18 protein-coding genes are annotated in these 24,418 nt (G+C 41.0%); 10 read left to right on the plus strand and 8 right to left on the minus strand.

All coding sequences use genetic code 11. The features are described from left to right. Positions 1-158: 158 nt before the first annotated feature. Positions 159-1,988: an RNA polymerase sigma factor RpoD gene (gene rpoD, locus ACOI22_RS07360; RefSeq protein WP_420672337.1), complete on the plus strand. Its 1,830-nt coding sequence runs from the start codon at positions 159-161 to the stop codon at positions 1,986-1,988. A 99-nt stretch (positions 1,989-2,087) separates the two neighbouring features. Here rpoD and ACOI22_RS07365 read toward each other — a convergent pair whose 3' ends face one another. Together ACOI22_RS07365 and ACOI22_RS07370 are read right to left on the minus strand one after the other, a co-directional pair. Then, complete coding sequence (locus ACOI22_RS07365; protein ID WP_420671373.1) at positions 2,088-5,198, minus strand: efflux RND transporter permease subunit; 3,111 nt, start codon at positions 5,196-5,198, stop codon at positions 2,088-2,090. Then, complete coding sequence (locus ACOI22_RS07370; RefSeq protein ID WP_420671374.1) at positions 5,198-6,262, minus strand: efflux RND transporter periplasmic adaptor subunit; 1,065 nt, start codon at positions 6,260-6,262, stop codon at positions 5,198-5,200. The genes ACOI22_RS07365 and ACOI22_RS07370 overlap by 1 nt, the downstream gene beginning before the upstream one ends. A 128-nt stretch (positions 6,263-6,390) precedes the next feature. Here ACOI22_RS07370 and ACOI22_RS07375 point away from each other — a divergent pair, with 128 nt between their 5' ends. From ACOI22_RS07375 to ACOI22_RS07390, 4 genes are all read left to right on the plus strand, one after another. Beyond that, the gene (locus ACOI22_RS07375) at positions 6,391-6,924 is read left to right on the plus strand and encodes a hypothetical protein (protein WP_420671375.1); all 534 of its coding nucleotides are present in this window, start codon (positions 6,391-6,393) and stop codon (positions 6,922-6,924) included. 241 nt (positions 6,925-7,165) lie between these two features. Then, complete coding sequence (locus tag ACOI22_RS07380; RefSeq protein WP_420671376.1) at positions 7,166-8,926, plus strand: acyl-CoA dehydrogenase family protein; 1,761 nt, start codon at positions 7,166-7,168, stop codon at positions 8,924-8,926. Positions 8,927-9,174: 248 nt separating this feature from the next. Further along, positions 9,175-10,200: a GGDEF domain-containing protein gene (locus ACOI22_RS07385; RefSeq protein WP_420671377.1), complete on the plus strand. Its 1,026-nt coding sequence runs from the start codon at positions 9,175-9,177 to the stop codon at positions 10,198-10,200. Positions 10,201-10,577: 377 nt separating this feature from the next. Further along, complete coding sequence (locus ACOI22_RS07390) at positions 10,578-11,045, plus strand: DUF3718 domain-containing protein (RefSeq protein WP_420671378.1); 468 nt, start codon at positions 10,578-10,580, stop codon at positions 11,043-11,045. Positions 11,046-11,173: 128 nt separating this feature from the next. Here the strand turns inward: ACOI22_RS07390 and ACOI22_RS07395 are convergent, their stop codons facing one another. Beyond that, positions 11,174-12,364, minus strand: a complete 1,191-nt coding sequence (locus ACOI22_RS07395) for a methionine gamma-lyase (protein ID WP_420671380.1) — start codon at positions 12,362-12,364, stop codon at positions 11,174-11,176. Positions 12,365-12,488: 124 nt separating this feature from the next. Here ACOI22_RS07395 and ACOI22_RS07400 point away from each other — a divergent pair, with 124 nt between their 5' ends. After that, complete coding sequence (locus ACOI22_RS07400; RefSeq protein WP_420671381.1) at positions 12,489-12,947, plus strand: Lrp/AsnC family transcriptional regulator; 459 nt, start codon at positions 12,489-12,491, stop codon at positions 12,945-12,947. A gap of 68 nt (positions 12,948-13,015) precedes the next feature. On the opposite strand, the gene ACOI22_RS07405 is transcribed toward ACOI22_RS07400, so the two are convergent. The 3 genes from ACOI22_RS07405 to ACOI22_RS07415 form a co-directional block, all read right to left on the minus strand. Further along, the gene (locus ACOI22_RS07405) at positions 13,016-13,552 is read right to left on the minus strand and encodes a hypothetical protein (protein ID WP_420671382.1); all 537 of its coding nucleotides are present in this window, start codon (positions 13,550-13,552) and stop codon (positions 13,016-13,018) included. Positions 13,553-13,585: 33 nt separating this feature from the next. Then, positions 13,586-17,263: an ExeM/NucH family extracellular endonuclease gene (locus ACOI22_RS07410; protein ID WP_420671383.1), complete on the minus strand. Its 3,678-nt coding sequence runs from the start codon at positions 17,261-17,263 to the stop codon at positions 13,586-13,588. A gap of 213 nt (positions 17,264-17,476) precedes the next feature. Continuing rightward, positions 17,477-17,962, minus strand: coding sequence for a GNAT family N-acetyltransferase (locus ACOI22_RS07415; RefSeq protein WP_420671384.1), 486 nt, complete (start codon positions 17,960-17,962; stop codon positions 17,477-17,479). 184 nt (positions 17,963-18,146) lie between these two features. On the opposite strand from ACOI22_RS07415, the gene ACOI22_RS07420 reads away from it, so the two are divergent. Continuing rightward, positions 18,147-19,484 (plus strand): magnesium transporter, encoded by a 1,338-nt coding sequence (locus tag ACOI22_RS07420; protein ID WP_420671385.1) that lies wholly within the window; start codon positions 18,147-18,149, stop codon positions 19,482-19,484. 116 nt (positions 19,485-19,600) lie between these two features. After that, the gene (gene htpX / locus ACOI22_RS07425) at positions 19,601-20,467 is read left to right on the plus strand and encodes a protease HtpX (RefSeq protein ID WP_420671386.1); all 867 of its coding nucleotides are present in this window, start codon (positions 19,601-19,603) and stop codon (positions 20,465-20,467) included. Between the two features lie 84 nt (positions 20,468-20,551). On the opposite strand, the gene ACOI22_RS07430 is transcribed toward htpX, so the two are convergent. Continuing rightward, entirely contained in the window at positions 20,552-21,100 is a 549-nt protein-coding gene (locus tag ACOI22_RS07430; protein ID WP_420671387.1) for a DUF3016 domain-containing protein, read from the minus strand. 68 nt (positions 21,101-21,168) lie between these two features. Then, positions 21,169-21,537 carry a hypothetical protein gene (locus tag ACOI22_RS07435; protein WP_420671388.1) on the minus strand — a complete coding sequence of 123 codons (369 nt, stop codon included), beginning with the start codon at positions 21,535-21,537 and terminating at the stop codon, positions 21,169-21,171. Positions 21,538-21,963: 426 nt separating this feature from the next. Here ACOI22_RS07435 and ccoG point away from each other — a divergent pair, with 426 nt between their 5' ends. After that, complete coding sequence (ccoG, locus tag ACOI22_RS07440; protein WP_420671389.1) at positions 21,964-23,397, plus strand: cytochrome c oxidase accessory protein CcoG; 1,434 nt, start codon at positions 21,964-21,966, stop codon at positions 23,395-23,397. Beyond that, a complete protein-coding gene (locus ACOI22_RS07445) occupies positions 23,390-24,376 on the plus strand; it encodes a serine/threonine protein kinase (RefSeq protein WP_420671390.1) in 987 nt (328 codons plus the stop codon). The genes ccoG and ACOI22_RS07445 overlap by 8 nt, the downstream gene beginning before the upstream one ends. Positions 24,377-24,418: the final 42 nt, after the last annotated feature.

A 24,418-nucleotide genomic window follows, 5' to 3' on the forward strand; every position in this document is an offset into this window, starting at 1 on the left:
TATGCTATACTAGCGAGTTCGGATTAAAAGAGGTATGACAAGTTCTGATTCGGGCAAACTTTCGTTTATTTAAAACGTTTTAAGTTTGTATAGGGCTTAAGTTAACAAGGCGAAGTTGAACACAATTTGTTCGGCTTCCCATCTAAGGTGTAAGGTATATTGTGCAGAGCAAGCAATCCCAGATAAAACTCCTGATTGCCAAGGGTAAAGAGCAAGGTTATTTAACTTTCGCTGAAGTCAATGACCATCTTCCAGCTGACATCGTCGATTCAGATCAAATAGAAGATATTATCCGCATGATCAATGACATGGGAATTCAAGTGTTCGAAAGAGCGCCTGATTCTGATGAATTGTTAATGCAAGAAACCACTACGGATGAAGACGCCGCTGAGGCTGCCGCGCAAGCGCTAGCCACTGTTGAAAGCGAAATAGGTAGAACAACTGACCCAGTACGTATGTATATGCGTGAAATGGGGACTGTTGAGCTTTTGACGCGTGAAGGCGAAATTGAAATTGCGAAAAGGATTGAAGAGGGCATAAACCAGGTACAGTGTTCTGTAGCTGAATATCCTGAAGCCATTACGTATTTGCTTGATCAATGGGATTTATACGAAGCTGAAGAAATTCGCTTAAGCGATATTATTATTGGTTTTGTTGATCCTAACGAAGAAGACGTTGCCCCTACCGCCACTCACATCGGTTCTGAATTATCAGAAGAAGAACTTGATGAAGATGATGACGATGATGACGACGATGATGACGAAGAAGACGATAATTCGGTTGACCCTGAGTTAGCGCGTGAGAAGTTTGTTGATCTTAGAAATCAATATAACAAAGCACGTGACGTGATTGAATCTAAAGGACGCGCACACAAAGCTGCTAAGAAAGAAATAGCCGCATTGAGTGACGTATTCAAAGAATTCCGTTTAGTGCCTAAGCAGTTTGATCGCATGGTTAAAAACATGCGCGACATGATGGATCGTGTTCGTATACAAGAACGCTTAGTAATGAAATTCTGCGTGATTAACGCAAAAATGCCTAAGAAAGACTTTATCAAAGCCTTTGCAGGTAACGAAACCACCACCGAGTGGTTGTATAAACTTCTTGATGGAAAAGCTGACTATGTTGAGCGCCTGTTAGAGTTTAAAGAAGAAATTGAACGCTGCGTAAGTAAAATGAACGCAGTAGAGCAAGAAACGGGTTTAATCATCCCTGATATCAAAGATATCAACCGCAGAATGTCGATTGGCGAAGCCAAGGCACGAAGAGCGAAAAAAGAGATGGTTGAAGCTAACTTGCGTCTTGTTATTTCAATCGCGAAAAAATACACCAACCGTGGTTTGCAATTCTTGGATCTTATTCAAGAAGGTAACATTGGTTTGATGAAAGCGGTTGATAAATTTGAATATCGCCGTGGTTATAAGTTCTCTACTTATGCTACCTGGTGGATTCGCCAAGCAATAACACGTTCAATTGCTGACCAAGCAAGAACCATTCGTATTCCAGTGCATATGATTGAAACTATTAATAAGTTAAATAGAATCTCTCGCCAAATGCTACAAGAAATGGGTCGTGAGCCTACACCTGAAGAATTGTCTGAACGTATGATTATGCCGGAAGATAAGATTCGTAAGGTACTTAAAATTGCGAAAGAGCCTATTTCAATGGAAACGCCTATTGGTGATGATGAAGATTCGCACTTAGGTGACTTTATCGAAGACGTGACTATTACTCAGCCATTAGATTCGGCTACAGGTGGTAGTTTGAAAAACGCGACTCAGGAAGTGCTTGCAGGCTTAACGGCTCGCGAGGCGAAAGTATTGAGAATGCGCTTCGGTATTGATATGAACACTGACCACACTCTTGAAGAAGTGGGTAAGCAGTTTGATGTAACTCGTGAGCGTATTCGTCAGATTGAAGCGAAAGCGTTGCGTAAGTTACGCCACCCTAGCCGTTCTGAGCAACTTAAGAGTTTCTTAGACGAATAAATAGTAGGCACTATGTGAGAACAGCCTCACACAGTACTAATCTACATAAAAAAGCCAGCTTAATGCTGGCTTTTTTGTATCTGAAATCAAATGTTACGCTTACTGCTCAGCACCTTTTTCGTAAGGTACTTGCTCACTTAATTCTTCGAGTTGTTTAGTTCTTCGAAGCGGCGAACCGGTGTTACGCGCTAGGTATGAATATGCAGTTGGCACAATAAATAGGGTCATGAAAACACTAAACAATACACCTGCGAATATCACCATGCCAATTACCGAACGTGATTCAGCCCCTGGTCCTGATGCCATTACTAAGGGAAGTGCACTAAATAGTGTTGTAAAGCCAGTCATAACAATGGGACGTAAGCGCATCATAGAAGCACGTTTTACCGCCTCTTCGAACTCTGTGCCGGCATCGCGTAACTGGTTGGCAAATTCCACAATTAATATACCGTTTTTCGCAGCTAATCCAATAAGCATGACCAAACCAATTTGGCTATAAATGTTGATTGAAAAGCCAGCTAAGTATAATCCTACATAAGCACCCACTAATGCTAGAGGTACCGTAAGCATTATTACTAGCGGATGTATCCAGCTTTCAAATTGCGCCGCTAACACCAAATACGTAACAGCCAAGGCCAACGCAAATATAAAGACAAAAGATGAGCCTGACTCTTGATACAACTGCGATTCACCTTTGTAATCAATTGACACGCCAGCAGGTAATTCAGTGGCCACTATATTTTCTAAGTAAGCTAGAGCTTCACTTATCGTGTAATCACTTGCTAAGTTCGCACTTATCGTCACTGCCCGCATTCTGTTATAACGGTTTAAAGTATTTGACGTAGCTTGTTCTTTCACGCTCAATAAATTATCAAGCGGAATAAGCTGCCCACTTCTATCGCTTCTTACATATATGTTATCAATGCTGTTAGGGCTTCTGTAATCAGCCTCATTACCTTCAAGCACTACATCATACTCTTGCCCTCGGTCAAGGTAAGTTGATACTCGGCGCTGCCCTAACATTGTTTCTAGGGTGCCACCAATTTCCGATATAGATACGCCTAAATCAGCGGCGCGGTCCCGGTCAATATTCACAAGAAGTTGCGGTGAAGTTTCTTTGTAATCTGAATCTATGCGAAGTAGCCCTGGGTTTTCAGAAGCCTTTTGAATAACAATATTTCGCCATTCTACAAGCTCTTCATATGTATTCCCCTGCAATACAAATTGAACAGGGCGACCTAAGCCCCCACCACCTAATGATGAGCGCATAATTGCAAACGCTCTCACATCCGGTATTTGTGACAACTTAGCGCTTATTTCATCCATCACATCAAAGGTTGAGCGCTCACGATTTTGCCAATCAGCCATGCCCACTATAGCAATACCGGCAGAGCCGCCGAATCCAGGGGTTCTGACTAATACTCTAACCACTTCGCCAGATTCACGATATGGCATGAGTAAATCTTCGATTTGCTTTAAGTTTCTTGAATTACTTTCATAGCTGGCCCCTTCTTGCGCCTGCATTAAAATGAAGAAATTGCCTCTGTCTTCTCGCGGTACAAATTCTTCAGGTACTTTACCTTGCAACTGAATCACAATCGCAATACTGGCTAATACAATGATTGCCATTAAAAGAGGCTGTTTCATTGTAGTACCTAAAGAGCGGTAATAAGCACCTTCTAGTTTTTTAAAGCCTCTGTCCATCGCAGCACCAAAGCCCTTACTGCGCTTTTGTTTCTTAAGAATTTTTGATGCCATCATGGGTGACAGTGTTAAAGCAGTAAAACTCGAAAACGCCACCGCGGCGGCAATCGCTATAGCAAATTCGGTAAATAAGCGGCCAATATTACCTTCTAGAAATACTAAGGGAATAAACACTGATATCAGTACTAACGTGGTAGCAATAACAGCAAAGCCCACTTCTCTTGCTCCGCGATAGGCGGCCAATATTGGCGCTTCGCCTAGCTCAATTCGTCTGTAAATGTTCTCTAGTACCACAATGGCATCATCTACTACTAATCCTATGGCTAACACTAAAGCAAGCAAGGTAAGAAGGTTAATTGAAAAGCCCATCATAAACATAACAATGAACGCAGCCACTAATGAAACAGGCACCGTTAAGGCGGGTATTAGGGTAGCTCGTACATTGCCTAAAAATAAATAAATAACGACTATCACCATAATCATGGCAATGGCTAAGGTGTTGTATACTTCATCAATAGATTCTTCAATAAAAACAGATGAATCATAACTTGGCACTATAAAGATGTTTTCGGGTAGGGTTTGTTCAATACGAACAATAGCCTCACGCGCAGCACGCGCCACTTCTAGTGTATTCGCTTTAGATTGCTTAACAATGCCCAGGCCAATCATGTTAGCCCCGTCACCTCTAAATTCTGTTTCATCATCTTCTGCGGCTAGTTCAACTTGCGCCACATCAGATAACTTAACTAAAAACCCATCGGCTCCGGCGGCAATGGTAAGGTCAGAAAAATCATCTGGTGTTAAAAAGCTGCGTGCAACGCGCACATCAAAGTCGCGGTCTACTGATTCAACTCGCCCTGCTGGCAATTCTACATTTTCTGAACGAATCACTCTTTCAATATCACTTACCGTAATACCTCGCGCGGCCATTGCGTTGCGATCAAGCCAAACTTTCATTGCGTAAGTTCTTCCGCCACCTAATCGCACCCGAGCTACACCGTCGGCAATAGAAAGCCTATCTACAAGAAAGCGATCTGCGTAGTCAGTTAACTCCATAGTATTTAAATTAGTTGAACGCAAGTTGTACCAAACCACCACATCTTCATCTGAGTTAGACTTTGATACTTCTGGCGGGAATGCTTGGTCAGGCAAGTTATTTAATGCTCTTGAAATGCGTTCACGTACGTCGTTAGATGCGGCATCGATGTCACGGCTTAAATTAAACTCAATGGTAATACTAGAGCGGCCATTGCGACTTGACGAAGTAATATTTTTAATCCCTTCAATGCCGCTAATTCGCTCTTCGAGCAGTTGCGTAATACGCGTTTCAATAATTTCGGCTGAAGCACCGGGGTAGTCGGTATTAACCGACACTATAGGAGGGTCAATATCAGGGTATTCGCGCAGCGATAAAAAAGTAATAGCAACAATGCCAAAAACTAATAGTAGTAGGTTAATAACACTCGCGAAAACAGGCCGTTTAACTGATACATCAGATAAAAGCATTACATTTCCCCTTCAAGCTTAAGTAACTTAACGGGAGAGTTATCTCGCACGCGCAGTGTGCCTTGAGTAATAACTCTATCGCCTGAGTTTAAACCACCAAGAATTTGGACTAAGCCTGGTTTACGCTCCCCTACTTGCACTTGGGTTTTAATGGCTTTACCGTCTTTTACTAAAAATACAAATTGTTCTTCGCCTTCAGGGACTAGTGCGCTTTCAGGTATCACTAGCGCATCTAATACCCGTTTTTCTAGGTTAATTTGTAGCAACATGCCGGGTCTAAGCTGTAAATCAGGATTTGGCAATTGCGCTCTTACACTAATGGAGCGGGTTTGTGGGTCAATACGCGAATCTATATTGGTGATTCTGCCGTTAAATTCCTCACCAGGGTATGCAATGGAAGTCGCAAATATACGCTGGCCTTGTTTGATACTCGATAGGTGTAATTCTGATATCGAGAAATCAACTTTCACAAGGCTTAAGTCATCTAAAGTAGTAATAGTATCGCCGGGGCGAACCAAACTACCAACACTTACCATTCTTAGGCCTAAGCGCCCTGAAAATGGCGCCGATACACGCAGCTCTTGCAAATCGGCATTAGCCACTTCACGCTGAGCGACTAAGCTCTCTACTCGTGCGCTTTGTTCATCAAGTAACTGTTCAGAGGCTGCGCTTTGTTTGGCTAAGCCTTTAATACGTTCAAGTTGGCGACGTGCTTCGCTTAAGTTAATTTCTATTTCGTTTAATCTAGCCAGCTCAGCTCTATTGTGTAACTCTAACAATAGCTGGCCTTTTTCAACGAGTTCTCCGTCATTAAAAAACACATTGGTTACAGTTTGCGCTTTTTGAGCCGTTATATTCACTGACTCATTAGCCACCGCAGTGCCCAAAGCCTCTACAATAATGGGAAAAGACTGCTGAGAAGCGGCTGCGGTAATTACTGGGGTTTCCCCTGCCCCTTGTTTATTTGTTTGTATATTTGGCTGGGGTAAATTGATATATATTAAAAACGCAGCTAAGGCGAGTACGCCTATTAGTAAGGGTGAAAACTTTACAAATTTTGACATATCTCTCTCAGTAGCATGTAGAATAGTGAGTACGCTTTAAACGTACATTATTTTTATGTAAACCCGATGAACAAAACGTACGTGTTGTTTATCCAATTGACACTAATACGGTTATGTTGAATTACGGATTGAAATTTTTAGTTATTTTTACCGCTATACTTTTTATGTTTGCCTGCTCGCAAGAGCCATGGCCTGAGCCTAGCTGCCGCGTAAAAACTAATTATATATCTAACCATCAAGGCGCAGGCGCATGCATAGTTAGGCTTAATAACCGTTTATTGGCCATGAAATTAGATAATTCCTTATATGACCTGCCTAGCTCTCATTCAATTTCACCCATTTCAGCACAATGTTCTGCCCACAATACTCTTTGGCTACAAACAGGCCTCAACGTTGAAGTTGAAGACGTAGTTGGCTTACAAGCTGATGGCACTTGGCTGTTCGGCTGTCACTTAGAAGCAGGGTTTGACGGTAGCGAAAGCGCTTTTATGCCTTCAGATACAAGCCGACCAGAAGTAGAACATATTGAGTTTGTAGACCCATTTACTCTTGATATGTATGACTGGGATAAACCCGACCAATTCATTGTTGTGCGTGATGCTTTTGTGGCTCAAGGCCAGCATCAAAGCAAATTACAAAAGCAAAAAATGCAAACAAACTAGACAAAAGTCTAAATCCGCGGCTGATGATAACTATAGTTAAGATAAATCACAATCATCACTATGGAAAATTAAAGAAGCCGTGAAAACTTGCTATAATTTCCCTTTAACAAAATCAGTAGTAATCCGTATTATTATTCAAGCGTAATGAGTATGTAGTAGTACGGTAAGTATTTTTATGTGTGTCTAAGTTAATTTTTAGCGCTTGGTAAAATACCTTTTAACATTTCTTCAGGAGTAAACAATGCCTCAATACCTAGCCCCCATGGCCGACTTTCAATTTTTATTGAATGACTGGCTAAGACTAGACAACCATTATTTATCAGTAAATGCTGAGGGCATGGATTCCGAGTTAGTAATGGAAATTCTTAGCCAAGGAGCTAAATTTGCTGAATCAGTAGTTGCCCCTCTAAATAGAGAGGGTGACGAAGAAGGCTGTAAGTTAGTAGATGGTCAAGTCACTACGCCAACTGGATTTGCGCAAGCGTATCAAGAATACGTAGCTAACGGCTGGAATGCTATGCTGGGTAACCCTGAATATGACGGTCAAGACCTACCTTTTACCGCAGCGATTCCTGTGCACGAAATGTTAAATTCAGCTAATTTGAGCTGGCGCTTAACTACAATGCTAACGGAAAGTGCGGTGCTAGCAGTCAATAAACACGCATCTGACGAGTTAAAGGAGAAATACTTAAGCAAGCTAATTAGCGGCGAGTGGACGGGCACCATGAACTTAACCGAGCCTCAAGCTGGGACTGATTTAGCTTTATTGTCGACAAAAGCTATCCCCAGCGGTGACGGCTCTTATCAAATTACGGGTAACAAAATATTCATTACCGGTGGCGAACAAGACTGGACCGACAATATCATTCACTTAGTACTTGCCCGCCTGCCTGATGCACCAAAAGGCGTAAAGGGAATAAGTTTATTTTTAGTTCCTAAGTTTTTACTCAACGAAAATAATGAACCGGGCGAGAAAAATAGCCTAGGCGTGGGTAGCATTGAAAAGAAAATGGGGATTAAAGCAAGCCCAACATGCGTTATGAATTTTGACGGCGCCAAAGGTTGGTTGGTAGGCGAAGAAAATAACGGCCTAGCGTGCATGTTTACCATGATGAATGATGCCCGCTTCCAAGTAGGTATGCAGGGCTTAGGAACCAGTGAAGCTTCTTATCAAGGCGCACTTACCTATGCACGTGAACGCTTACAGTCTCGCTCACCATTGGGTCCACAACAAGTGAATGACAAGGCTGATGCAATTATTCATCAACCTGACGTGCGCAGAATGCTGCTAACACAGAAAACACTGACCGAAGGAATGCGTGCACTTTCTTTAATATATGCACAGCAAATGGACATTGAAAAATATTGTAAAGATCATCGCAAAGAGCAAGCTCAGCAAATTGTTGCTTTCTTAACGCCTATTTGTAAAAGCTTCATGACCGACACAGCTACTGAGGTAACCAACATTGGTATTCAAGTATTTGGTGGGCATGGATTTATACGCGAATGGGGAATGGAACAGTTAGTTCGTGATACTCGCATTGCACAACTGTATGAAGGAACCAATGGTATCCAGGCGGCTGACTTGATTGGCAGAAAGTTAAACCGCGATGGCGGATTGATGCTTAATGCAACTGTTGAAATGTTATCGGGCCGTATTAATGCTATGAGTAATAAAAAGCAGTTAGAAAAAGCGCAGCTGCTATTAGATGAGTGGCACCAAACGTCTTGTAAGTTACTTTCAGCAAATGCATTAGACCTTGCTGGCGCGGCTACTGATTATCTAAATTACAGTGCATACGTAATTTTAGGGATACTGTGGTTAGATATGGCTGATGCCGCTCAAAGTTCAAATAATGAACACATTAAAGCCGGTAAAACCAAAGCGTGTGATTTTTACATGAATCGTATTTTACCGCGCAAAGACACTCACTTGGCCCTTGCGCTAGCGTCAGCAGATGATCTAATGGCGACTCAAGATCAAGAGTTTGATTACATATAAAATAACGATCGCATGATCAATAACCATACGACCGCTCACTTTTTGAACGGTCGTATTTTTTTGCACTTTATTTTGCTTTTCACTTTACGCCATAGCTAAATTATTGTTCATAAGATAACTCAAGGCTTACAGCCGATTAGCGCTTGCTCAAACCCTAAAATCCACTTTTAGCCTAGTACTAAAGATTAAATTTTCCTCAATATAAGCCGATAGTTAATTGAATTTATAGAATTTAACAGGGTAAAACAATGAAGTTCTCTGATGACTCGCAAAGCGCCGCTAATTACTTGCGACAAGCCGTTCCTACAATGGTTAAACACGGTATTGTTCCCAATCCATTAAATTATACGCTTTGGTATAGCTATTATTCCAACGAGTACCCAAAACTAAATGAAGAGTTAGACCATGCTATTAATTATTATGGTACTTGCCCACCGCGTGTAGGCGAGGCTTTATTTTTGCAGCATTTTAACCAAGTAGATGATAAGAACGCTGAGCAACTTGAGTCAATGCAGCAAGCCTTCTCCCAAGTGGTGACTTCTCTTTCCCATTCACTTAGTGATAGTAATGAACAGTCTAAGGGGTTTGCTGAAGCTCTTAAAGGGAATATCTCTAACCTCGATACATTTTCTTTAGATGAGGAAATGCGCTCTGTGGTGAAAGATTTAAGTGCCAATGCGAATGCAATTTGTGATAATAACGAATCTGTCAGTTGTAAATTGAATTCTGCTCAACTAGAAATTAACGCTTTAAAAAGAGAATTAGCCGCCACACGCGAAGAAGCGAATACAGACCCTTTAACGAGGCTTTCTAATAGGCGGGTATTTGAAAGTATTTATCATGAATTTGTATCAAGCTGCTCTGAAGATGAAAATTTAACACTTATAATGATGGATATAGATAAATTTAAGGCCTTCAATGATACCCATGGCCATTTAGTGGGCGATCAAATACTTACGTATGTAGGCAAAATGCTTAAAAACGAATGCCCTGAATCTATTACTCCTGTCCGCTTCGGGGGAGAGGAGTTTGCCATACTTTGCCCAGGAATTGACCAAGCTAAAGCAAGCGAATTTGCTGAAAAAATTAGACGTAAACTGGCTTCTACGCCTTTGAAGAATTCACATTCGGGCGAAAAAATAGCCCCTATTACGGCCTCTTTTGGAATAGCAAGAAAACAAGCCGATGATGTGTTAAGCACTATTATTGAACGTGCAGACATTGCCTTATATGAAGCGAAAAATGCAGGAAGAAACCAAGTTAAAGTTGCTTAGTTTTTTACGCTTTCGTAAAAATTCAATTGTTTCACCAATAGGAATAAGGATATTCCTTGTCCATTTCACTTTTAGAAAACAACAAAATCCAATTTACTATTCCTTTTACTCCAACTAAGCTGCACGCTCCCCTGCTGTCTATATTGTTTATTTGATCGAGTTGTTATTCAAAACAGTCATTTGTTAATACAAAATTAAGAAAGCTCGAACAAAGCATAACAAAATGTAACTAACTTACAGAAATATAGTAAACCCAACATTAAAACATCAGTTTTTGTAATTTAATTACAAAAAAGGCTTTATTTATGTCAGTTTTTGTCGATAATACTCTTAACGCAAAGGCGTTATTCTAATTTTATTACATTCTGGAGAGTATTATGAAATTTTCAACATTAGCAGTAGCAGCAACTTTAGTAGTAGCATCATCAAGCGCATTGGCCAAAAACGTAGTTTTCAAGCCAGTGAGTGACAACTTCGAAACACAAGTATGTTTAACAGCAGCCACTGAAGGTTTAGCCGCTGCAAAAACACTAGTATCTAGCAATGACATGAACTATGTTTCATTTTCTCGTACAGTAACGTGTAACGAGCAAAGTATTGCTGATTTCGCAAACGCCCACGCTAAGCAAGAAGCAAGCTCAGGCAAGCCAACTCGCATAGCTTTAAAAGCTAAGAACACCAATGTTGAATCACAGCTATGTTTAGATGCTGTTGTAATTGGTGAAGACGCAGCTCGCGCTAAATATGATGTATACGGTGAAGTATTATGTAACCGTAGAAGCCTTAGCAGCTTTGTAAGCCGCTATGCTAACCAAGACGTTGAATTACGTACCACTGAAGATTAATTCTTAACTGCAGTAAGCTAAGAACTTCTAATTTCTCCTAAATAGCTCGTTGCACATGTTGTTATTATTGTTGCAACGAGCCATTTAAGACGAACCCCTCCTAATTCAAATTTATAGTTTCACATTAATTACAAAGCATTAAACGACTCAGTTAAATCAGCGATTATGTCATCTACTGACTCTAAGCCCACCGAAAGCCGAATTAAATCATCACTAATGCCATGTGCTGCACGTTCCTGTTCAGTATAAGTACTGTGCGTCATGCTAGCAGGGTGTTGAATTAAACTTTCCGCATCCCCCAAAGACACTGCGCATTGAATAAGTGATAAACCATTTATTAAGAGTTTACCTGCATTTATTCCCCCTTTAAGCTCAAAGGCAATCATGCCTCCAAAAAGAGCCATTTGTTTTTTTGCCAACTCATATTGAGCAAAGTTCTTAAGCCCGGGATACATAACGGCGGTAACCTGAGGTAAAGATAATAGATACTCAGCCACTTCCATAGCAGCTTGGCTATGTTGTTTCATTCTTAGCTCTAATGTTTTGAGCCCGCGCAGTATAAGCATGGCAGTAAATGGTGACATGCACGCACCTGTCATATCTTTTACGCCCTCTAAACGGATTTGCTGAATTACATCTTTTTTGCCCACCACAAGGCCGGCAATTAGATCGCCATGGCCGCCTAAATATTTGGTAGCCGAATGCACTACAATGTCAGCGCCAAATTCTATAGGGCGAGTTATGAACGGCGTGGCATAGGTATTATCCACTACGGTACTAATTTTGTTCGCCTTCGCTAATTGGCTCACGCCTTCAATATCAACTATGCGCATATTGGGATTAGCGGGCGTTTCAAAATAAATAACGCGCGTAGTATTACTAATTGCTTGGGCTAACTCATCTAAGTTAGTCATATCTACATGGGTAATACGCACACCAAATTTTGCTAAGCCTTTATGTAAAAAAGCATAGGTACAACCGTATAGTGTTTTATCCACTATTATTTCGTCGCCGGCTTTAAGCAACGTCCACAACACCGAGGTAATAGCCCCTATACCCGAAGCGGTTGCCAAACCTGCCTCTGCACCTTCTAAACAGGCAATACGATCTTCAAGTACGGTTAATGTAGGATTGGAAATCCGCGAATAAAAGTGCCCGTCTTGTTCACCTGCAAAAATATCACCGCCTTGCTCGGCCGATTCAAAAGTGTATGTAGAGGTGAAATGCACGGGTGGATTGAGCGCACCTTGGTGGTCTTGTGCCTTGTATCCATGGTGAATAGCTTGCGTGGCAAAACTTGGCTTATTTTTATTGTTCATGTACTTATTCGGTAACTAGACTTTATGAAATATTACCAACAAATTAACGCAATTAACTTGCTTTATATTCCACAAAGAAATAGTTTATTGGCAGATTATGCCAAAAGACTAAGGTTTAAGTTAAATGGATGCTGTAGATAAACAAATAATTCGATGTTTGCAAAAAAATGCGCGCATAACAAACCAAGATTTAGCGGAACAAGTGAACTTATCACCCTCCCCTTGCTTGCGCCGTGTTAAAGCTTTAGAAAAAGCGGGAATTATTAAAGCTTATACCTTAGAGGTAGACAACGAAGCTTACGGCTTACCCGTTACTGTATTTGTGAGTGTGCAACTAGAGAAGCATACCCAAGAAGTGGTTAGGCATTTTGAAGCACAAATTAAACAAGACGAAAAAGTACTAGAATGTTTTGTGATGACAGGAAAAGCCGATTACTTACTAAAAGTAGTGGCAAAAGATTTACATGACTATGAACACTTTGTGCGCCATAGCTTACACGCCATTGGATGCGTGGCTTCTATTGACACTAGCTTTGCGTATGGGGTGGTTAAAAAAACGAGCTTACTGCCTGAGTCCTACTAGCTTATGAGCATAAAAAAAGCGCTTGGAAAACCAAACGCTTTTTAACTAATTTATGTGCAAGCTAATGATTACGCTTTGCGGCGAAAACCGGCAAAGGCTAAAACAGCTGCCGCAAATAAAGCGATGGCACTAGGCGCTGAAACAACAGCAGGGCTTACTTCTGTGGTCGTTGGCACGGTGGTATCAATACTTATTGGGGTAGCTGTATCAGAACCACCCAATCCAGCAACAAAACTTACAATATCAAAGCTTGTTACCCCTTCACTAATAGCAGTAAGTGAAAATGATGAAGCTACATAGTTACTTGGGAAAGCCCCAATGAAGTCGAGCATATAAAATGAAACACCGTAAGTTTGGCTAGTTAGCTCAGCTATAAAAGCGAAGTCTAAATTAGAACTAAATGAGTTCGCATCATATTCAAACACTGAGGTATCAAACTCAAGCTCAAAATATAATGTGTCAAACGCATCCGTCATATCTACCACTACAGATGCATCAATCGACTCACCCACTTGCACTTCTGTATTATCTACAGAAACGCTGATTATGTTTGCATTGGCGCTAAATCCTACTAACAGGCTTAACGCAATTAATAATGTTTTCATGTTTATTTCCTACTACTTTATTTAAAAAAATGTTTACGCTGCACAACGTGTACGCGTACACATGGACATTAGTACTCGGGCGTCATTTATATTCACAACGCCGTCGTTGTTTAGGTCATATGCCATATCAATTTCTTGGCGGCTTTGTACTGCCATCATAAAGCCACGAATGTCATTAATATCTACATCACCATCGTTATCCCAATCACCTACTAAGACATCAGCTTCAAGCATAATAGACACTACTACAGGATCATGATCTGACATGCGGTAAGGGCCTGGCGCAAAGAAACTATCAATTTGCGTGCTGCTCTTAAACTCTAAGTTGTAATCAAGCACAACAGGCTCATCAGCATTAATGTGCCACTCGGTTGCATCTACTACTTTATCAACTAAGCTTGGGCTAGCTAATGCATGGTCTAAGTAACCTAGTTCACCATTAAAGCTGTAAGAATACGCTTCACTGCCTGCAAACATGTTCGCAAGGTCAGTATAAGCTGGGCCTGAAGCATCCGTTAATGTAGTAATTGGGTCTTCAAGTGCATAAGCGTTTAAGTCACCAATAATCAAGGTAGGCGTATCGGCAAAGTTATCTTCTAAGAAGGCAGCTAAAGCTAGTGATGCGCGCGTTCTTGTTAAGTTACAGTTACCTTGGCCTGTTGATGTATCATCATCACCTGCGCCACAGCTAGAACCTTTTGATTTGAAGTGGTTTACGCTTAATACAATTTCTTCACCGTTTTCAACTAGCGCAAACTTTTGAATGAATGACGGGCGGTTTTTACTGTCGTTAAACAGTACACCATCATCATCACTAATTGAGTTGCTGCTATCAAGAACAAGTGAAGCGCCACTTAAATTAACCACTGAAGGTTTGTAAATAAGCGCAACAGTAATTGCGTCAGTACCAATTGGGCCGTCATGCTCAACTACTGCGTATGTGCCTTCTCCCATAAGCGCATTAACGCCGTCCACTAAATCAGCTACGGTGCTATTGGCATCAAAACCGTTATTTTCAATTTCCATTAAACCCACAATATCTGCATTCATTGCTACCAATGCAGCCACTGTTTTTGCTTTTTGGCGATCAAACTCTGTTAAGCCATTGCTGTCAGTGCCGTTGTCATCAGCCCCGCGACATTCTGCGTTGCCACTAGGGCCGCAAAAGTCAACACCCGCATCAATACTGGTAAAGTAGTTAAGTACATTTAGGCTTGCTACGGTTAAATTACCTAATGCTAAATCAGGTGCACTTGTACGCGCATTCGTTTCAACAATAGTAGGTGTAACGGTAGGGATAACTCTGTATTCACTGAAGCTATAATCTACCACCCCTTCTACAGATGACACCGTATAACCCATTCTAAGGGTATTGTTGGCTGACAGTCCACCGGCTGGGTACGGCAGTACTTCAGGGTTTTGCGCCGAATTAGCATCGTCTAACAAAATGCGGTTAAGCGCATTAGCAGCAATTATTTCTGCATTTTCAGCAGAGCCTGGTAAAGAAATATTGTTTGGATTGAAAATTCTACCGTGTGATAAAGTTACCTCTCCAAAGCGTCCTAAGGTAAAGTTATTTGTCACTGTTAGTTCCACAGCGTTTTTAACGAACATACCTTCAAGGCTTTCTAAGTCGGCACTACTTGTAATAGGCAAGCTAAATTCGGTAGGCTCTACCGTATAGTTTCCACACACTAAAGGCGCAGAGCTAAGTGTAATTTGCGTATTACCGAAGAACTCAGAAACGCTACCGCTTACATATACAACATCGCCTACTGCCGGAGCAATAAATGCTTCGTTTTCGTCAAATACAAATATACCTTCAGAGCTAGCTGGATTATTGTCATAGTCCTCTAATTCTTCTTGTATATAGAAGCCTTTTTTACCCGGCATAACCGCAGTAACAGCCGCTTTAACGTTTGCAGTACCTGTAAAGCTTGATTCAAAACCCGTGCCTTGAATGCTTGATATTAGATCAAAACTGCCATCTGTAGGGCACGAAGCAATTAAACTTGTGGCAAAGTTAATACTAATATCTTCAGTTAGCGCATCGCTTTGCCCGTCTAGGTCGGTCACATCGCTTGCTAACACTGAGAAACTACAAGATTCATCTGCATCTAATGGTATAGCTGGGCTTAACATAAACTCGGCACCACTAGTATTACCTAGCAAGGCAACTTCACCGCTTACCGAACAGTTTAATGCGGGCCACTGTGAAACCATCACTTCTTCGCTGAATACAAGTTGTAGTACTGCATCTGTAGCTACACCAAGCTCGCCATCAGCAGGGCTAATGCTCACTAGTGATGGCGCGGTATCAGGCGCTGTACAACCGGAGAAGGTGCTTCCATCTGCTTTTGTACCCGGTGAAAATAACGCGCCTTGTGCCGCGGCTAGAGTACTATGCTGGGCATATTCAGTGCCGATAACATCAGGGTTAAGTGTTAAACTTTGGTTATTACTGCCTTCAGAACCATAAATGTACGTTACGTTTCCACTACCGTTATCAACAGCTATGGTGTCACCGCCATTATTAAGCCCTAACGATCCTGTGCTTGCCGTTTGAACTAGCGCACCACCAAAATTACCCGTTGGTTCGCCGCCGCCAAATACAACTACCGCACAACCGGCTTCTATTAGCGTATCAATGGGGAATACATGCCTTACACCAACGCCATCACTAATTGTCCAGCCACTAATATCTAAGGCTTCTAATCCTGGATTAACCAATTCAACAAATTCATCTTGGCTTGAGTTACGTGCGCCGTCACCATTGGCATCACCAGGTAAATCAGCTGCTGGGTCTGATAAAAACTCGTTTATAACTAAGTCAATATCCGCAGCCGGCTCTGCTACTGTAAAGCTAATGCTTATACCTTCAAGTAAGTTATTAGGCTCGCCGTCTAAATCCACCACGCTTGAAGCTTGTAATACATAACTACAATCATCAGCAGCTGGTAAATCTATGTCAGGGCTAACAGTATAAGTACGACCGCTACCACTTAGGGTAAGAGGAACAGAAAATTCACTCGTACAACTTAATGTACCAACTGCGCTAACAGTCACATCTTCATTAAAGGAAATTACAATATTGGTATCAACCGCTACATTAGACTCGCCATCTGCAGGGCTTATAGATAAAACACTAGGAGGCGTATCTTCAACTGAACCACCAATAGTTTGCGCGGAGTTCATTACACTAGGTGTTTCAGCACTTGAATCGGCCCACGAAAAATCAGAATACACACTACCCGTTCCACTTAGTTGTAGCGAAGTACCTGCGTCAGTCGACGAAGCTTCAGCCACACCTATATCGGTACTTGTTACGCCCTCTGCTGGGCCGTTAGTGGCTGTCATTGTGCCTTCGTAACTCAGTAATTGAACTACCGTTCCGGCGCCATTAACAAGAGCTATCGCATCAGGGGAGCCATTTTGAATGCTCGAGGGATATATAGAGATAAACCCATAACCATTGCTTTCGGTAAGTCGGTAGTCACCTAAATTAAATTCACCATATGAAGTACCGTTGCTACCGTTGTACAAAACTACAGCCCAATCTGTAAGGTCAGCATCCAGTGGTGCGGCAATTTCTACAAACTCCCCCACATCACCGCCGCTATTGTCATAGTGAATTTCATTAATAAACACGTCAGTTGCATATGCGTTAGTTGCGCATATCAACGACACTGCCGCTGCTAATTTCAATTTCATGTTGTCTCCGAAAGATTTGTTCGAGTCGATTTCGTGCCGCACTAAGCCGCTATTTATTTTAATTTTTTTTACAAGGTATTTGCTCGATGGTCATATATTTCTGTGACAGGTATATGACAATTTTTTGACGCTTTTCTATTTAAGCACGGGACGAATGAAATTCATACAGAAATTTTTTTGAGTAAAATCAACTATACTTTAGGCTAATTGAAGCTATAAATTTTTCTGCCAAAACATAGCGTTACCCATTTCAGGGGCTAACTGATACGCAGAAAAGCCTGCTTTTTGATAAGCCCTTACAGCTGATTTATTTCCCTCTAATACTTCTAAGGTTAACTTACTACACCCTATTTTAGTTGCGAAATTCTGAATGCCTGAAAGCAAAAACTGGCTTATATTTTGACCGCGGAATGTTGGCATTACGGCAAAGTCATGGATATTTAAAACCCCTTTTGCCGAAAAAGTTGAAAAGCTCTCAATGCAGTTTGCAAAAGCAATGGGCGTTTGATTGGAGTACACTAAAAATGAATGCATGAAAGAACGTGCTTGCAAGGCTTTAGGAAGGGTGTCTATTATTGATTGGTCAATGGCTTTATTACCGCCCATAGGGTCTTGCGCATACATTTGCAATAAACTTATAAGAGCCTTTGTATCTTGCTCATTTTGATAATCTACCTTAACTAGTTGTAATGCTTCCATTGTTTCCCCACCTTTATGAACATTGATTTTGTAAACATTAACACATTGTTGTTTAGAGCTCTTGCTTGTGGCAATAAAAACAGCCTTAAATTAATCACCCTAGATAAATTCAATTTTGCGTATACACTGAACCATAATTTGCATAGCATAGCCGTATTATTTTAGTTATGGCAATTTACTCTTTATGGCTGAATTACTGCCCGATTTAATAGACGAAATTGTTTCGTCTGATGAAATGCTACAAAATAGCAATATAGCCAATACTATTGCGAGTACTGATGTAGAAAGCCTCGCTCTATTGCTTGAATCCATTCCTTTAGAATCAAGAATACAAAGCTGGCATCAAATCCCCAATAGCAAAAAACTAGCCGTGCTAGTAGAAATGCGCGGTGACCCTCGTGCCACACTAATAGATTCAACCGCCACTGAAGAATGGGAAAGTATTTTTCAAGATGTAGATGCTGAGCAATTGCTTGAAATTTCCGATACTTTACCTAATCACTTGGTTGATCTTGCCTTGTCAGCTATGGACAAGCAGCAACATCAGTTTTTCAAAGACGCTAGCCAATTTAAAGATTCGCAAATAGGGCATTGGCTAAACCATGATGTATTAGTGTTACCTATAAACGCTAAAGTAAGAGATGGGCTAAGGCTGCTACGCCGAGAAGTGCCTGAAGTAACCGACACTATTTTTATTGTTAACCGTGCAGGGCAGTTCTCTGCGGCGGTACAATTAAACAAGTTGTTTAAATCACCTGAGCACATCCCATTAGTCGATTTAGCTGAAGAATATATAGAAACGGTAAAAGCAGAGCAAGACGCCGTGCTAGCCGCTCGCGAAGTTCAAACGAGTGGATATATGTCACTCCCGGCGGTAGATGAAAACAACAAACTATTGGGGCGCGTTGACATTATAACGGCTTGTGAACTGGTTAACGAAGATTATGAACGCCAAGTGATGTCATCTGCAGGCATGAGCGAGAATGAAGATTTATTTTCCTCGGTGCGCTTAAGCGCTCGCAAACGAGCTATTTGGCTAGGCATAAATTTAGTGACCGCATTTCTTGCCTCGTGGTTTATTGGATTGTTTGAGGCTACCTTGCAAGAGGTTGTTGCACTTGCTGTGCTCATGCCAGTTGTAGCCAGTATGGGCGGAATAGCGGGAAGCCAAACACTAACGCTTATTGTTCGTGGCCTCGCCTTAGGGCAAGTAACCAATAGCAACCGCAAGGCTTTACTTGAAAAAGAGCTAAAAGTGGGCGTTTTAAACGGTTTTATTTGGGCAGCGGTTGTGGGCGGTATTGCCTATTTTTGGTTTAACAGCAGTTTGTTAGGCGTGGTCATTTCAATTGCGATACTTTTAAACATTATTATGGCCGCAATAACCGGTGTGTTACTACCCGTTGTGTTATCTAAGTTAAAAATTGACCCGGCATTGTCAGGCTCAGTTATTCTTACTACTGTTACCGACATAGTGGGCTTTGTTACTTTTTTAGGTTTAGGTAGCTTACTGCTTTTATAATGAATAAAAAATAGTTAAATAAATATTTGCTTGGGGATATTGATCTTTTCTAACGCCAGTCCCATTTAGTAAGTCTATTGTGAAACACCCACCCTTTTTACGTATTAGGATAAAACATGCTTCGTATTATGTTATTTTTAGGCACTAACATTGCCATTATTGCTTTGTTAAGTATTACCTTTAGCTTGTTTGGCATTCAAGGTTTGCTTGCTGAAAATGGCGTCGATTTAAATTTAAATGCACTGATGATTTATTCCGCTGTTATTGGTTTTAGTGGCGCCTTCATATCCTTATTGATATCTAAGTGGATGGCCAAGCGCTCAATGCGCGTCCATGTAATTGAAAATCCAGAAAATTCAACTGAGACTTGGCTACTTAATACCGTTCAGAGACTTGCCCAGCAGTCAAAAATCGGTATGCCTGAGGTAGGCATTTTTCAAAGCCATAGCCCGAATGCATTTGCAACGGGATGGAATAGAAACAACGCGTTAGTAGCCGTCAGTACAGGCCTAATAGAGGCTATGAACAAAGATGAAGTAGAAGCCGTTCTAGCGCATGAAGTTGCTCACGTTGCTAATGGTGACATGATCACAATGACCCTTTTACAAGGCGTAATGAACACCTTTGTTGTGTTTTTATCAAGAGTAATTGGCCACACCGTTGACCGTGTGGTATTCAAAGTAGAACGCGGCCATGGACCTGCCTTTTGGATAGTGTCTTTTATTGCCGAAATTGTTTTAGGTATTTTAGCAATGACCATTACTATGTGGTTCTCACGTTATCGCGAATTTAGAGCGGATGCAGGTGCAGCAAAGCTAGTGGGCAAGCATAAAATGCGCTCTGCGCTGATGCGCTTAAATGCGCAAAAGGGTACACCTGACATGCCTGACGAAATGGCTGCATTCGCTATAAACGCGGGTAAAATACATAAATTATTTGCCAGTCACCCACCTTTAGAAGACAGAATTAAGGCGCTTGAGTAGGGTAAACGCGTAAATAAAACTAACAAAAAAATGCCGCAAATTATATTGCGGCATTTTTGTTTGTTATTTGCTAATTAAACCTCATTAGGAAATAAGGTTATCTTCAAACCATTGCGTTAGCATTCGTTTTTCGTAAGCAAAGGGAGCATCTTTGGCACGAATACTAGGTCCTCGCATAAAATTCATGTCTTTCAATTTAACATTGTCTTCTTTGATTAACTCCCCTTTAGCTGAAAATAACTCATAACTAAATGTAATTCTGGGAATGTCTATTTCTCGCACAACGCGAATATCATCCATAGTATTCACTAAGCCAGTGAAACGGCCCGGCTCGACTCTGCCGGCTAAATCTAGGTTGGTCACTTTTAAACGTAAAGATTGCCCATTTGGTAGGGTGTCAGAAAGCTTCGCCATATGCGCTTCTAGTTGCTCAAATATATGTTCTCGATGTTTTGATGCTGACATACTTGCAGAACGTGTATCCGTAAACTTTTCTGGATTTTCCCAAACGATGTGAATACGAGAATCAGATTCACTTTCTTGTTCATTGTTCTGTGCCACGCTGTTATCAGCAGCTAGCAAACTAAGTGGTAAGAACAAGCTTGTAATCAACACAATAGCTGTATTTTTCATAGTGCCCCCTTATGAATTTTTTGCTGAATATCATTCTTACGAAGCAAGAATATAATTCGCTCAATCCTTTAGAGTGATTCAGAGTACAAAAGTTCAGAAGCGCGAATGTTGGCGCAAAATTTTTCAAGGTTTGCCCCATATAGAAAAGGGTTTTTATCTTTGCGCACACAATAGAGCCCGTAAAAAGTATTTAGCTTTTCAACGGTATCACTTACTTCAATAACATAATCAACTTGATGGACCTGCAATGACATATTATTGCGCATAAAAGTATCACGCAAACGGTTAAGTTTGTTTCGTTCAGGTATGTGAGTAAAATCTGAATACCATTGTTTGATATATTGTACTGAATCACCAAACAGATGTTTTGCAAAAGTTGTTTGCAAAAATATTATGACGATTACAAGCTGAATAAGTATAATTATTTTTTTACGCATATTTAGTTTGAGGCCTACGTTACTACTAAGCTATTTATCACAATAGCTAAAACGACGATGTGCTTTAAGTATAATGTATTTTGCCAATTTGGGTAGCTATACAATGGGCTAGATTCTACTTCCAAAGTGTTCCTGTAGGTTCTACATATTCATACCTATATTCTATTTATTTATACCTATATAAATAAATTTAAGGATTGGTGCTAGTGGCGCACATACTCTGACCTCACAATAAATGTTTTGTTTTAAAAGGCAAACAATAAAGCAGGTTTTACACATCCAGTAAATTAGTCGTACTTTATTGATCTCTGATAACTTTTCTTCACTGCTTTTTGCTATACTCTGCCTCACTAGCCATAGAGCTGAATAAACAATCTTCGATTCTCATGCAAGTTATGCTAGCTTGCATTTAAGTAAGGGTTCGTTATGAACGACAAAATCCCCATTAAGGATGTCACCCCGGTAAAAATAGAAAAGCCGGCCGAAGTAACTAAACCAAGTTATGCTGCCCGCAGTCGCATATATGTGCGTTCAGTAAAAGGTATTTTTGAAAATTTCCGCCGTATTTTTGGTTTCATTTTTATTGCCGCTTTTGCAATAGCTCCGTGGATCACATACCAAGGCCAACAAGCCATTTTATTTGACTTAGCCGAGCAAAGATTCAATATTTTTGGTATGACACTGTGGCCTCAAGATTTAACTATATTGGCCTACATTTTTATAGTGTCAGCCTTTGCGCTGTTTTTTGTAACTACCTTTGCTGGGCGGGTATGGTGTGGCTTCATGTGCCCGCAAACCACCTGGGTGTACATCTATGTATGGCTAGAAGAAAAGTTTGAGGGGGCTAGAAACAAACGTATCAAGCTTGACCAACGTCCAATGGATGCAGACAAATTCCTCCGTAAAACAGGTAAACACATTTCGTGGGTGGCTATAGCCTTACTTACTTCGCTCACCTTCGTTGGATATTTTATTCCTATTGGTGAGCTATTTATTGACTTCTTTACCTTCAATGCAGGGTTTTGGTCAGTTTTTTGGATACTGTTTTTTACAGTATGTACCTACGGTAATGCCGGTTATATGCGCGAAATTATGTGCACCCACATTTGCCCCTATGCACGTTTTCAGTCAGCGATGTTTGATAAAGATACGTTCACCGTTGCATATAATAGCGAACGCGGCGAAACGCGCGGACCGCGCTCGCGTAAATTAACCCATGAGCAAGTTGAAGCAAAAGGCTTAGGTGACTGTGTTGACTGTAACCTTTGCGTGCAGGTATGTCCTACCGGTATTGATATTCGCAATGGCTTACAGTACGAATGCATAAATTGCGGCGCGTGTGTTGATGCATGTAACGAAGTAATGGATAAAATGGGGTACAAAAAAGGTCTTATTAGCTTTACTTCTGAACATCAGCTTGCCGGCGGCACTACAAAAATTGTGCGACCTAAACTCATTGGTTACGCAGTAGTGTTGCTTGTTATGACAAGCTTATTAGTGTGGGATATTGCTTCTCGCGTGCCTTTAGAGGTTGATATTATTCGTGATAGAAACTCTTTAGACCGTGAAACCGTTAGTGGCCTTATTGAAAACGTATACACCTTAAAAGTACTAAATAAAAGTCAAACTACACAAACCTACACGATAGAAGTAAAAGGTTTAGACAACGCAAGTTTTTACGGCGATACTGAAGTTACGGTTGAAGGGGGAGGTGTGTATACCAACCCAATTAGTGTAGCAGTAGATCCCATGAGTATAGAAGCAGGCACAATAAGCATTTATTTTAGAGTTACCACCACAGTTAACGGAGAGCTAGTAGAAATAGAATCACCTACTACCTTTATATACACGGGTGTCTGATTTCACATTTGAAGGCCTAGGGCCTGACCTAATTTTAGATGCAATTGAAAGCCTTGATGTTTATGTTACATCAGGGCTTTTAGCCTTAAACAGTTACGAAAATCGCGTTTATCAGTTTACCACTGAAAAACATGGGCGCTTAGTCGCTAAGTTTTACCGCCCTCTTCGTTGGACCAATGCGCAAATAGAAGAAGAGCACAACTTTTCATTTGAATTACAGTCACACGAATTGCCGGTTGTAGCCCCCCTTCTATTCAGCGGTAAGAGTTTACATGAATATGCAGGCTATCGATTTGCCTTGTTCCCATCGGTAGGCGGGCGGCAATTTGAAGTTGATAACCTTGACCAACTAGAATGGATGGGCCGCTTAATTGGACGCATCCACGCTACCAGTGCAAAAAAACAATTCGAACACCGCTTTAGCATAAATACACAAGAGTATTTAGACGAACCCGCTAAGCAATTGGCGAATAGCGATTTGGTGCCCAGCCATTTACACAGCCCGTTTTTTACTATTTTGGAACACGTTGTAAAATTAGCGAATACACAATATAGCGCAGTTGAAAACAAAATTAGCCCTATACGCTTACACGGTGATTGCCACCCTGGTAATATTTTATGGCGAGATGGCCCAACGTTTGTTGATTTAGATGACTGCCGCTCAGGCCCTGCTATTCAAGATTTATGGATGATGCTAGCGGGTGACCAACGTCAGCAGCACATGCAACTCGAAACACTAATAGAAGCCTACGAAGAATTTAATCCCTTTGATAACAAAGAACTCGCACTCATTGAACCTTTGCGCGCCATGCGCATGGTTCATTATATGGCGTGGTTATCAAAACGTTGGCAAGACCCAGCATTCCCTCGCGCTTTTCCATGGTTTGGTGAAGATAAATATTGGGAAAATCAAATTTTAGCCCTTAAAGAACAATTTTCTGCTCTACAACAAGATCCCATCACCTTACAGCGCTTTTAAAGCATAAAAACACATATAAAAGATTGATATTCTATTGGTATT

The sequence above is a fragment of the Glaciecola sp. 2405UD65-10 genome (assembly GCF_048820975.1).
Classification (GTDB): domain Bacteria; phylum Pseudomonadota; class Gammaproteobacteria; order Enterobacterales; family Alteromonadaceae; genus Glaciecola.